Source organism: Falsiroseomonas sp. (assembly GCF_051860665.1).
Classification (GTDB): domain Bacteria; phylum Pseudomonadota; class Alphaproteobacteria; order Acetobacterales; family Acetobacteraceae; genus Falsiroseomonas.
This window is the reverse complement of the sequence record NZ_JBHYDM010000009.1, coordinates 183816-194444: the sequence shown is the minus strand read 5'-3', so window position 1 is coordinate 194444 and position 10629 is coordinate 183816. Positions and strand designations below refer to the sequence as shown.

Below are 10629 nucleotides of genomic sequence, written 5' to 3'. Positions count from 1 at the left end.
CGGCGGACCCCCCGCCCCCACTCCTTTTCTGATCTGGGTCTTGCGGTCCTGGTGGCCAGTGCCTCGTGGCGGGGGGTGCAGGGGGACAGCGTCCCCCTGCAAATCACCCAGCGCAGCCTCTCCCGCCGCGCGGCCTCAGCGCAGGATCAGGAAGGCGAGCATCAGGGTGCCGAGGGCGATGCGGTAGTAGCCGAAGGGGGTGAAGCCGATGCGGGTGATCACGCTCATCAGCCAGCGGACGACCACCAGGGCCACGAGGAAGGCGGTGAGGAAGCCAATGCCGATCTGGCCGGCGGCCGAGAGGTCCAGTTCCGCGCGGGCCTTGTAGAGGCTGTAGGCGGTGGCGGCGAACATGGTGGGGATGGCCAGGACGAAGCTGAATTCCGCGGCCGTGCGGCGTTCGACGCCGACCAGCAGGGCGGTGATGATGGTGGCGCCGGAGCGGGAGGTGCCGGGGATCATCGCCAGGGCCTGGCCGAAGCCGATGAGGAGGGCGGCGAGTGGTCCCATTTGGGGCACGGAGTGGATGGAGGGGTTGGGCCGCCAGCGTTCGATGGCGATGATAGCGATGCCGCCCAGGATCAGGGCGAAGCAGACCACCCAGGGGCTGAACAGCAGTCGGGTGATGGTGCTGTGGAAGGTGGCGCCCAGGATGGCGGCCGGGATGAAGGCCAGGATCAGGTTGATTGCGTAGAAGCGTTCCGGGCCGGGTCGCCAGGCGAGGGTGGCCAGGCGCCAGAGGGTGGTGCGGAACAGCAGGACCACGGCGAGCACGGCGCCGAGCTGGATGCTGATTTCGAAGGTCTTGCCGGGCGGGCCTTGGAAGCCGATCAGCTCGCCGAGGAGGATCAGGTGGCCGGTCGAGGAGATCGGCAGGAATTCGGTCGCGCCTTCGACCACGCCCATGGCCAGGGCGGAGAGCAGTGTCCCGAGATCCATCCGCGCGTCATCCGTACCGGTGTTCCGGGCCGGCTATACGGCAGCGGGCGGCGCACCGCGATGGTGCGCCGCCTTGCATGGCCTCGATTTTACCCTGTCAGCGCACCGTCTGGGCGGCCGAGAAGGCGAAGTTGTCGTAGCTGTTCTCGGCGATGCGGAACCACTGGAACTGCTCGGTGCGGAAGCGGTTGTAGCTTTCCATGATCTTGGCGAAGCGCGGATTGCTTCGGGACAGGTCGGCGTTCATCTCCTCATTCGCCTTCCAGGCGGCTTCCAGCACCGGGCGCGGCCAGAAGCGCAGCTGCGCGCCGGCGGCCACCAGGCGGCGCAGCGCCTGCGGGTTCAGGAAGTCGTAGCGGGCCACCATCTCGGCATCGGCCTCGCCGCAGGCGACGTCCAGGGCGTGCTTGTACTGGTCCGGCAGGGCGTTCCAGGCGCGCATGTTCGACATGAAGTGCAGCCGCGCGCCCGGCTCCCAGAAGCCCGGGGCGTAGTAGAAGCGGGCGACGCGGACGTAGTTCGCGCGCTCATCGTCATGCGGGCCGACGAATTCGGCCGCATCGATCACGCCGCGCTCCAGCGAGGGGTAGATATCGGCCGGGGCGATCAGCGTCGGCGCGGCGCCGAGGCGGGTGAAGAGCTGGCCAGCCAGGCCCGTGATGCGGAACTTCAGGCCGCGCAGCTGGTCCACCGAGGTGATCTCGTTGCGGAACCAGCCGCCCATCTGCGCGCCGGTGTCGCCGCAGGTGATGCCGTGGATGTTGTACTCGTTGAACAGCTCCGCCGCGAGCTGGTTGCCGCCGCCGTAGCGGAACCAGGAGGTCATCTGGCGGGTGTTCAGGCCGAAGCACATGGCGGTGAAGGGGGCGAAGCCCGGCTCCTTGCCGATGTAGTAGTAGGAGGCGGTGTGCCCGGCCTCGATGGTGCCGGCCTGGACGGCGTCCAGCACCTGCAGCCCGCCGACGATCTCGCCCGCCGGGAAGGTCTGGATGCGGAACTTGCCCTCGGTCAGCTGCGCGACGCGGGCGGCCACCTTCTCGAAGGTGCCGTAGAGCACGTCGAAGACGCGGGGGAAGGAGGAGGCGGCGCGCCAGCGCACTTCCGGATTGGCCTGGGCGAGGGCGGGGGTCGCGAGGGCGAGGGGCGCGGCCGCGGCGGCGGCGCCCAGCATGGCACGGCGGTTCATGAACTTCCTCCCGGGATGGGCGCACGGGCGAGGGGCCCGCTTCGGTCGTCAGGATTAATCGATCCTGAAGCCGGCGGAAAGTGGCGGTTTATTGCGCCCGGAAGGTCAGAAGACGAATCCCGCGAGCACGACGCCGGCCGCCACCATCTGCAGCAGATTCGCGGCGACGGAGAGGCGATGGCCGGTATCGAAGCCCCTCCGGGCCGAGGCATCCCCCGCCTTCACCCGGTCCGACAGCGCGTTGATGCGGGGCATCAGCACCTGGCGCAGGAAGACGGTGAGGCCCGCGACGGCCGCCATGATGCCCGCATCCAGCTTGGAGAGCGGAAACAGCGCCACGCAGGCCGCGGCGGAGGTGGCCAGGACCCAGATGTAATAGGCCGGGAAGAGACCGCGGATGAAACGCCCCGCCATCTCCGCCGGCAGCAGCCGGAAGACCAGCGGCGCGATGAGCGCGGCGAAGAAGGCCATGCCGCCGAAGAGCAGCGCCGTGCAGAACAGCGCGATGAGGAAGAGGGCGGACATGTCGGCCGATGTGGGTGCGCGGTCGCGCTTGCAAAGCCCCGGCCCCCTTTCCCCGCGCGCGGGGAAGGGGGCCGGCGCGCGTCAGACGACGCGCTCGGCCAGCATCTTCTTGATGTCACCGATGGCCTGGGCCGGGTTCAGCCCCTTCGGGCAGGTCCGGGTGCAGTTCATGATGGTGTGGCAGCGATAGAGCTTGAAGGGATCCTCCAGCGCATCCAGACGCGCGCCGGTGTGTTCGTCGCGGCTATCGGCGATCCAGCGATAGGCCTGCAGCAGCACGGCCGGGCCCAGGTAGCGGTCGCCGTTCCACCAGTAGCTCGGGCAGGCGGTGGAGCAGCAGAAGCAGAGGATGCATTCCCACAGCCCGTCGAGCTTGGCGCGCTCCTCCTTCGACTGGAGGCGCTCGCCATCCGGCGGCGGGGGGGTATCGGCCTTCAGCCAGGGCTCCACGCTGCGCAGCTGCGCGTAGATCTGGCTCAGGTCGGGGACCAGGTCCTTCACCACGGGCATATGCGGCAGCGGGTGGATGCGCACCTCGGCCTTCACATCCTCGATCGGCTTCAGGCAGGCGAGCGTGTTCAGCCCGTCGATGTTCATCGAGCAGGAGCCGCAGATGCCCTCCCGGCACGAACGCCGGAAGGTCAGCGTGCTGTCGACCTCGTTCTTGATCTTGATCAGCGCGTCCAGGACCATCGGCCCGCATTTGTCGAGGTCGATGTCGTAGGTGTCCGTGCGCGGGTTCTCGCCCGAGTCAGGATCCCAGCGGTAGATCTTGAAGCTGCGCACCTTCGTCGCGCCGGCCGGCGCGGGATAGTGCTTGCCCTTGGTGATGGTCGAGTTGCGCGGCAGCGTGAAGGTGGCCATGGTCTTCGATCCGATCCCTAGTACACGCGGGCCTTGGGCGGGAAGACCTGCACTTCGTTGGTCAGCGTGCGCATCTTCACGTCGCGATAGTCCAGCTTCACGTTCCGGTTGTCGTCCACCCAGGCGAGGGTGTGCTTCATCCAGTTGACGTCGTCGCGCTCCGGATAGTCCTCATGCGCATGGGCGCCGCGGGATTCCTTGCGGGCCTCGGCGCCCACCACCGTGGTCAGCGCATTGCCGATCAGGTTGTCCAGCTCCAGCGCCTCCACCAGGTCGCTGTTCCAGATCAGGCTGCGGTCGGCGATGCGGATATCCTCGTAGCCCGAGGCGACCTTCGCCATCTTCTCCACGCCTTCCTTCAGCAGTTCGGAGGTGCGGAAGACGGCGGCGTGTTCCTGCATGGTGCGCTGCATCTGCAGGCGGACGTCGGAGACGGAGGAACCGCCCTTGGCGTTGCGCACCTTGTCGAAGCGGGCCCAGCTGGAGTCGCCGGCGCCGGGCGGCAGCGGCGGCTGGCTGGCGCCGGGCTTGATCGTCTCCGCCGCGCGATGCGCGGCCGCGCGGCCGAAGACCACCAGGTCGAGCAGGCTGTTGGTGCCGAGGCGGTTGGCGCCATGGACGGAAACGCAGGCCGCCTCGCCCACCGCCATCAGGCCGCGCACCACGCGATCCTGGTCCTGGCTGGTGGGGTTCAGCACCTCGCAATGGATGTTCGTGGGGATGCCGCCCATGTTGTAGTGGACGGTCGGCAGCATCGGGATGGGCTCCTTCGTCACATCCACGCCCGCGAAGATTTTTGCCGTTTCCGAGATGCCGGGGAGCCGTTCGTGGAGGAGATCCGCGCCCAGGTGTTCCAGGTGCAGGTGGATATGGTCCTTCAGCGGGCCGACGCCGCGGCCTTCGCGGATTTCCATCGACATGGCGCGGGAGACGACGTCGCGGCTGGCGAGGTCCTTCGCCGTCGGCGCGTAGCGCTCCATGAAGCGCTCGCCCTCGGAATTCGTCAGGTAGCCGCCCTCGCCGCGCGCGCCTTCGGTGACGAGGCAGCCGGAGCCATAGATGCCGGTCGGGTGGAACTGGACGAATTCATTGTCCTGCAGCGGCAGGCCGGCGCGCAGCACCATGCCGCCGCCGTCGCCGGTGCAGGTATGGGCGGAGGTGCAGGAGAAATAGGCGCGGCCATAGCCGCCGGTCGCCATCACCACGGTCTGGGCGCGGAAGCGGTGCAGGCTGCCGTCTTCCAGGTTCCAGGCGGTCACGCCGCGGCAGACGCCCTCATCGTCCATGATCAGGTCGAGGGCGATGTATTCGACGAAGAACTCGCAATTGGCCTTCAGCGCCTGCTGGTACAGCGTGTGCAGGATGGCGTGGCCGGTGCGGTCCGCCGCGGCGCAGGCGCGCATCGCCGGCGTCTTGCCGTAGTCCTGCATATGGCCGCCGAAGGGGCGCTGGTAGATCTTGCCGTCCTCGGTGCGGCTGAACGGAACGCCGTAGTGCTCCAGCTCGATGATCGCCGGGATCGCCTCGCGGCACATGTATTCGATGGCGTCCTGGTCGCCCAGCCAGTCCGACCCCTTCACGGTGTCGTACATGTGCCAGCGCCAGTCATCCTCGCCCATATTGCCGAGCGCGGCGCCGACGCCGCCCTGCGCCGCCACGGTGTGCGACCGCGTCGGGAAGACCTTGGTGATGCAGGCGGTCTTGAGGCCCGAGGCCCCCATGCCGAAGGTGGCGCGCAACCCCGCACCGCCCGCGCCGACCACGACCACGTCATAGGTGTGGTCGACGATCCGATAGGCTCCGCCGCCGATTGCGGGCTTGGAGATGGCGTTCATCTGGTCTGCCGTCCATCCGTGTGGCGGGGCGAAATGGCCCGCGCCGGTTAGACCCGAATTTGGTCCGATACCTCAGACCGCAAGGCGCAAAACGGCCAGGGCGGCCGCCAGCGCCAGCAATGCACACACCGCCTTCACCGCCAGGATGGCGGCGATCTTCACCCCCTCCGGCTTGGCATAGTCCTCCAGCACCACCTGCAGCCCGGCCGCGGTGTGGTGGAAGGTCAGCCCGATCAGCGCCAGCAGCAGCACCGCATTCAGCGGATGGCCGATCCAGGCCATCGCTTCCAGATGCGTCATGCCGGCCGAGGTGGCGAGCGAGACGATGAACCAGATGGTCAGCGGCAGCAGCGCCATCGAGGTGACGCGCTGCATCCACCAGTGATGCGTGCCGGACTTGGCCGAGCCGGAGCCGCGGACGCGGCCGAGCGGGGTGCGCAGCGTGGTGGCGCGTGTCGGGTCCATGGTCTCGCCCCTCACCAGGAGATCAGCAGCGCGAGCCAGGTCAGCGCCGTCAGCACCGCGGTGCCGACCAGCACCATCCGGCCGGACTTGTAGGTGGTCGGGAGGTCGTAGCCATAGCCCGCATCCCAGAACAGGTGCCGGATGCCCGCCAGGGTGTGGAACCAGGCCGCGGCGGTGACGCCCATCAGCACCAGGATGCCGAGGAAGGAGCCGAGGAACCATTGCACCCGGTCGAAGGCCTCGGGGCCGGAGGCGGCGGCGACCAGCCACCAGACCATCAGCGCGGCGCCCGCGGTCCAGGCGATGCCGGTGGCGCGATGCGAGATGGAAAGCGCGCTGGTCATCTGCATCATGTCGTAGACCTGCAGATGCGGCGACAGCGGCCGGCGCACCGGCGTGCCATCCGTGCGACGGCCCAGCATGGTCGCATCTCTTGCGTCGGGGACTGATGACATGCGGTGCCCGCTCCTCATGGCGCGCCAGACAGGGGGCGCGCCGCACACTGTTGACAGGCTTTTATGGTGCAGCGCGCCATAGCGTCAACGCAGGCTGGCGGAAATAGAAGAACGAATCGTGAATGCGGAGGGTGATTAGGAATGATATCCTCGCCCCCATGCACCCCCGAGACCCCGAAGCCAGGTTGCCGCGCTTCGCCCGCCGCGCTACCCGCCCTGAACCCTCCGCCGGACCGAACCGGCAGAAGGTGCTGGACCTCGTGCACAAGCTGCTCACCGCCGGGGCGGCGCTGGCCACGATGTTGCGGCTGCTGTTCTGAAAGCGAGGTTAACGAGGCCCGCGACCAGATCAGCGCAGGGTGAACTCGTAGAGGCAGCTGTTCCCCTGCTGGGTGATGCGGGGACCCTCGATCCTTCCGGCGACCCGCGACGCATTGGCCTGGAGGCAGAACAGCTGCTCGAGCGCCGGCGCGAAGCCCGTCTTCCGGTAGTTGTAGGTCACCTCATGGACCCCGTTGTAGACGACCTGCCCTTCGGACCGGATGACGATGCGGTAATAGGCCGTGGAGGCATTGGCATAGGACACGAAGGGAAGGCTGCTCACCCTGCCCGTCCCTCCGGCGGCGGCGGTCGCGGTCTGGCCCTGGTTCTCCAGGGTGATGGTCGCCGGGGCGCCGGAGCGGTTGTAGAGCTGGAAGCCGAAGCTGGTGTTGATCGTCTGGCCCCAGGCAGGGCCAGCCCCAAGACCGATCGGGAGACATGCGACAGCCACCAGGGCCAGGCCGCGGAAGAACGAGCGCATCAGTTCAGTGTCCCCGTGAAGCCGCGTCATCTGGCGGCCCGGGCAGCATAGGCAGGACAGCCAAGGCCCGTCACCGTGCCGGAGCCGATGACGGCGATAGGCATTCCCAGGCGATCAGCCCTCCAGAAGCCCCTGCGCCACCAGCTCCTCCGCGATCTGCACCGCGTTCAGCGCCGCGCCCTTGCGCAGATTGTCGCTGACGCACCAGAAGGCCAGGCCATGCGGCACCGTCAGGTCGCGGCGCAGGCGGCTGACATAGACGGCGTCCTCGCCGGCGATCTCGGCCGGCGTCGCATAGCCGCCATCCTCCCGCCGATCGAGCACGATCACCCCCGGCGCCTCCCGCAAGGCCTCCCAGGCCTGCTGTTCGGTGATCGGTTCCTCGAATTCCACATGCACCGCCTCGGCATGGCCGATGAAGACCGGCACGCGCACGCAGGTGGCCATCACCGCGATATCCGGGCTGAGGATCTTGCGGGTTTCCTCCGCCATCTTCGTCTCCTCCCGCGTCGAGCCGTCGCCGAGGAAATTGTCGATATGCGGGATGACGTTGAAGGCGATCTGCTTGGTGAACTGCTCGGAGGGCGGGGTCTCGTTCACATAGACGCCGCGGGTCTGCGACCAGAGCTCGTCCATCGCCTCCCGCCCCGCGCCGGAGACGGACTGGTAGGTGGAGACCACGACGCGCTTCACCCGCGCCAGGTCATGCAGCGGCTTCAGCGCCACCACCATCTGGATGGTCGAGCAGTTCGGGTTGGCGATGATCCGCCGCTTCCTGAACCGCGCCAGCGCCTGTGGATTCACCTCCGGCACCACCAGCGGCACGTCGGGGTCCATGCGGAACTGGCTGGTATTGTCGATCACCACGCAGCCCGCCGCCGCCGCGCGCGGCGCATGCACGGCGCTGATCGCGGCACCGGGCGAGAACAGCGCGATGTCGATGCCCTTGAAGTCGAAGCTGTCCAGCGACTTCACCGTCAGCACCTGGTCGTCGCCGAAGGAGACCTGCTGCCCGGCGGAGCGGCCGGAGGCCAGCGCCACCATGCTGTCCACCGGGAAGTTGCGCTCCGCCAGCGTCTTGAGGATCTCGCGCCCCACCGCCCCGGTGGCGCCGACCACGGCCATTCTGTAGCCCATCTGCCGCTCCTGCCTCGTCTGCCAGGAGCGGGCTTAGGCGCTTCCTCCCCAGGGGAGCAAGCTCGGGGGGCAAGCTCACATGGCCCGCACGGCCCGCAGGAAGCTGTCGGTCTTCTGCCGCAGCTGGGTCGCCTGGTCGGCCAGGGTGCCGCTGTCATCGCGCATGGCGGTGGCGGCCGTCCCGGTGGCCTCGGCCGCGCCGCGCACCCCCTCGATCCGCCGTGCGACCGTCTGCGTCGCCTCTGCCACCTGGCCGGCGCTGCGGGCGATCTCCTGCGTCGCGGCGCCCTGCTGTTCCACCGCGGCGGCGATCGCGGTGGCGATCTCGCTGGTGCGCTCCACCGTGCTGCCGATGCCGCGGATGGCGGTCACCGCCTGGGTGGTGGCCGTCTGCATCTGGCTGATCTGGGCCGCGATCTCCTCGGTGGCCTTGGCGGTCTGCCCGGCCAGGGACTTCACCTCGCTGGCGACCACGGCAAAGCCCTTGCCGGCCTCGCCGGCGCGGGCGGCCTCGATGGTGGCGTTCAGCGCCAGCAGATTGGTCTGCCCGGCGATATCGCCGATCAGCCGGACCACATCACCGATGCGCGTTGCGGCCTCGGACAGGCCCTGCACGGTGGCATCCGTGGCGCGCGCCTCCTCCACCGCACGGCCGGCCACCTGGGCGGCCTCGCCCACCTGGCGGGAGATTTCGGTGACGGAGCTGGCCATCTGCTCGGCCGCGGCGGCCACCGCCTGCACATCGCCCTGCGCCCGGCTGCCGGCCGCTGCCACCGCCGCCGCTTCCTCGCCGGATGTCGCGGCGGTGCCGGAGAGCGCGATGGCCGATCGCTGCAGCCGCTCCGCCGATTGCGCCACGGCGGTGACCACGGCGCCGACCTCATTCTCGAAGGTATCGGCCAGGCGCACCTGTTCGGTCACCAGGCTCCAGGTCAGCATCGCCGCGCTATAGGCGCCGGCGGCGTCGCGGATGGCGGAGATGCGCAGCTCCAGCACCTCATTCCCCAGCGTGATCCGCGCGCTATGCGGCAGGCGCGACGGGTCGGCCAGCAGGGCCAGCTGCTTCTCGGGGTGCTTGTGGAACAGGTCGATGCTCTGGCCGATCATCGCCTCCGGCCCGCAGGGCAGCACCTGGCGCAGGCTGCCCATCAGGCGCTGGGCCTCGGCGTTCATATAGGTCATGCGGAAGCCGTCGCGCGGATCGGCGCTCATCACCGCCGAGGGCAGCTGCTCGATCATCTGGCCCTGGGAGAAGGCGCGGTTGACGGTGGCGCGCAGCCCTTCCAGCGCCTCCGCCATCTGGCCGATCTCGTCGCGGCGGCCGCGATCGGGCACCGCCACGGCGGCATCGCCGCTGGCGATACGCGCCATGACGGCGGAGAGCCGGCGCATCGGCGCGCCGATGCCACGGGCCATGGCCAGCGAGGACAGCAGCAGCACCAGGCCGATGGCGCCGCCGGACCACAGCGCGCCGCTGCGCACCACATCGGCGCGCTGCATCACCTGTTCGCGATGCGCATTGGCGACGGCCTGCCCGGCCTCGGCCAGGGCCTCCACCGCCTGCTGCATCGCCTCGCGCGCGGGCGCCACCAGCTCGCGCCGCGCCTTGCTCACCTCCTCCCCGGCATCGAGGATTCGGGCCGCCGCGGCGCCGATGCCCTGGGCGCGTTCCGCCAGGCGGTTCACATCCTCCCGCAGCCGGCCCGGCGCCTCCAGCGAGAGCAGGCCGCGGCTATGCACACGGGCCTGGGCGATGCCGCGGCGCACCCGCCGCACCTGTGCCTCGTCGCCCGTGGCCAGCAGGCGCTGCACGCCGATCCGCACATCGTTCACCGCGCCATGCACGGTCAGCAGCCGGTGCCGCGCATCATCCTGCTGGTCCGCCGGCAGGTCGAAGCCGAAGCTGGCGGAGACTGCCTCGAAGAGGCTGTCGTAATCGGCCGAAAGCGGGAACAATTCCTTCTCGCGCGCCTGGATGATCACCATGCGCTGCTGCGCCACCCGCTGCAGCGCCGCGCGATAGACCTCCGCCGCCTGGGCCAGCCGGTCCGCGGCGGCCACCATGCCAGCGTCATCCAGCCCACTCATCGCGGCGCGGACACCGGCCACGCCCTCCCGGATCGCGGTCTCGATCGCGGCCCAGGCGGGGGCCTGGCCGGCCTCGTCATGCGTCAGCAGAAGGTCGCGTTCCAGCATCGCCACCTCCCGCAGCTGGTCGGCGCCGTCTTCCATGCGGTCCATGGAGGTCTGCACGGCGGCCGAGACCTGCTGCTCGGCCAGGATGCCGCTGGTCTCCTGCCAGATCACCACGACGAGTCCGAGCAGCAACAGCAAGGCCAGCACTGCCGAGGCCGCAAGCTTGCGGCCGATCGACAGGTCGAGGAGGAAACGCATATTGCAGGCTCCACGGATCGCGAAGCC

Annotated in this window: 11 protein-coding genes; 1 reads left to right on the top strand and 10 read right to left on the bottom strand. The window is 69.2% G+C overall.

Features of this window, described 5'->3' with window-relative positions; translation table 11 throughout:
• Nucleotides 1–135: 135 nt before the first annotated feature.
• From ACTIF1_RS12380 to sdhC, 7 genes are all read right to left on the bottom strand, one after another.
• Nucleotides 136–939 carry an undecaprenyl-diphosphate phosphatase gene (locus tag ACTIF1_RS12380; RefSeq protein WP_439596729.1) on the bottom strand — a complete coding sequence of 268 codons (804 nt, stop codon included), beginning with the start codon at nt 937–939 and terminating at the stop codon, nt 136–138.
• Between the two features lie 97 nt (nt 940–1036).
• Nucleotides 1037–2125, bottom strand: a complete 1089-nt coding sequence (locus ACTIF1_RS12375; protein WP_439596728.1) for a TRAP transporter substrate-binding protein — start codon at nt 2123–2125, stop codon at nt 1037–1039.
• 105 nt (nt 2126–2230) lie between these two features.
• Complete coding sequence (locus tag ACTIF1_RS12370; RefSeq protein ID WP_439596727.1) at nt 2231–2650, bottom strand: DUF4149 domain-containing protein; 420 nt, start codon at nt 2648–2650, stop codon at nt 2231–2233.
• An 81-nt stretch (nt 2651–2731) separates the two neighbouring features.
• A complete protein-coding gene (locus tag ACTIF1_RS12365; protein ID WP_439596726.1) occupies nt 2732–3514 on the bottom strand; it encodes a succinate dehydrogenase iron-sulfur subunit in 783 nt (260 codons plus the stop codon).
• Between the two features lie 17 nt (nt 3515–3531).
• Nucleotides 3532–5349: a succinate dehydrogenase flavoprotein subunit gene (gene sdhA, locus ACTIF1_RS12360; protein WP_439596725.1), complete on the bottom strand. Its 1818-nt coding sequence runs from the start codon at nt 5347–5349 to the stop codon at nt 3532–3534.
• A gap of 72 nt (nt 5350–5421) precedes the next feature.
• On the bottom strand, nt 5422–5814 hold the full coding sequence (gene sdhD / locus ACTIF1_RS12355) for a succinate dehydrogenase, hydrophobic membrane anchor protein (RefSeq protein ID WP_439596724.1): 393 nt from the start codon (nt 5812–5814) through the stop codon (nt 5422–5424).
• A gap of 11 nt (nt 5815–5825) precedes the next feature.
• A complete protein-coding gene (gene sdhC / locus ACTIF1_RS12350) occupies nt 5826–6236 on the bottom strand; it encodes a succinate dehydrogenase, cytochrome b556 subunit (protein WP_439596723.1) in 411 nt (136 codons plus the stop codon).
• A gap of 191 nt (nt 6237–6427) precedes the next feature.
• On the opposite strand from sdhC, the gene ACTIF1_RS12345 reads away from it, so the two are divergent.
• Nucleotides 6428–6589 carry a hypothetical protein gene (locus tag ACTIF1_RS12345; RefSeq protein ID WP_439596722.1) on the top strand — a complete coding sequence of 54 codons (162 nt, stop codon included), beginning with the start codon at nt 6428–6430 and terminating at the stop codon, nt 6587–6589.
• Nucleotides 6590–6618: 29 nt separating this feature from the next.
• Here ACTIF1_RS12345 and ACTIF1_RS12340 read toward each other — a convergent pair whose 3' ends face one another.
• The 3 genes from ACTIF1_RS12340 to ACTIF1_RS12330 form a co-directional block, all read right to left on the bottom strand.
• The gene (locus ACTIF1_RS12340) at nt 6619–7071 is read right to left on the bottom strand and encodes a hypothetical protein (protein ID WP_439596721.1); all 453 of its coding nucleotides are present in this window, start codon (nt 7069–7071) and stop codon (nt 6619–6621) included.
• A 114-nt stretch (nt 7072–7185) separates the two neighbouring features.
• Nucleotides 7186–8208 carry an aspartate-semialdehyde dehydrogenase gene (locus ACTIF1_RS12335; RefSeq protein WP_439596720.1) on the bottom strand — a complete coding sequence of 341 codons (1023 nt, stop codon included), beginning with the start codon at nt 8206–8208 and terminating at the stop codon, nt 7186–7188.
• Between the two features lie 75 nt (nt 8209–8283).
• On the bottom strand, nt 8284–10602 hold the full coding sequence (locus ACTIF1_RS12330; protein WP_439596719.1) for a methyl-accepting chemotaxis protein: 2319 nt from the start codon (nt 10600–10602) through the stop codon (nt 8284–8286).
• Between the last annotated feature and the right edge of the window lie 27 nt (nt 10603–10629).

Bases quoted from the DNA above. Each gene is read 5' to 3' on its own strand.
- ACTIF1_RS12380 (WP_439596729.1), bottom strand. From the start codon at position 939: ATGGATCTCGGGACACTGCTCTCCGCCCTGGCCATGGGCGTGGTCGAA.
- ACTIF1_RS12375 (WP_439596728.1), bottom strand. From the start codon at position 2,125: ATGAACCGCCGTGCCATGCTGGGCGCCGCCGCCGCGGCCGCGCCCCTC.
- ACTIF1_RS12370 (WP_439596727.1), bottom strand. From the start codon at position 2,650: ATGTCCGCCCTCTTCCTCATCGCGCTGTTCTGCACGGCGCTGCTCTTC.
- ACTIF1_RS12365 (WP_439596726.1), bottom strand. From the start codon at position 3,514: ATGGCCACCTTCACGCTGCCGCGCAACTCGACCATCACCAAGGGCAAG.
- sdhA (WP_439596725.1), bottom strand. From the start codon at position 5,349: ATGAACGCCATCTCCAAGCCCGCAATCGGCGGCGGAGCCTATCGGATC.
- sdhD (WP_439596724.1), bottom strand. From the start codon at position 5,814: ATGGACCCGACACGCGCCACCACGCTGCGCACCCCGCTCGGCCGCGTC.
- sdhC (WP_439596723.1), bottom strand. From the start codon at position 6,236: ATGCTGGGCCGTCGCACGGATGGCACGCCGGTGCGCCGGCCGCTGTCG.
- ACTIF1_RS12345 (WP_439596722.1), top strand. From the start codon at position 6,428: ATGCACCCCCGAGACCCCGAAGCCAGGTTGCCGCGCTTCGCCCGCCGC.
- ACTIF1_RS12340 (WP_439596721.1), bottom strand. From the start codon at position 7,071: ATGCGCTCGTTCTTCCGCGGCCTGGCCCTGGTGGCTGTCGCATGTCTC.
- ACTIF1_RS12335 (WP_439596720.1), bottom strand. From the start codon at position 8,208: ATGGGCTACAGAATGGCCGTGGTCGGCGCCACCGGGGCGGTGGGGCGC.
- ACTIF1_RS12330 (WP_439596719.1), bottom strand. From the start codon at position 10,602: ATGCGTTTCCTCCTCGACCTGTCGATCGGCCGCAAGCTTGCGGCCTCG.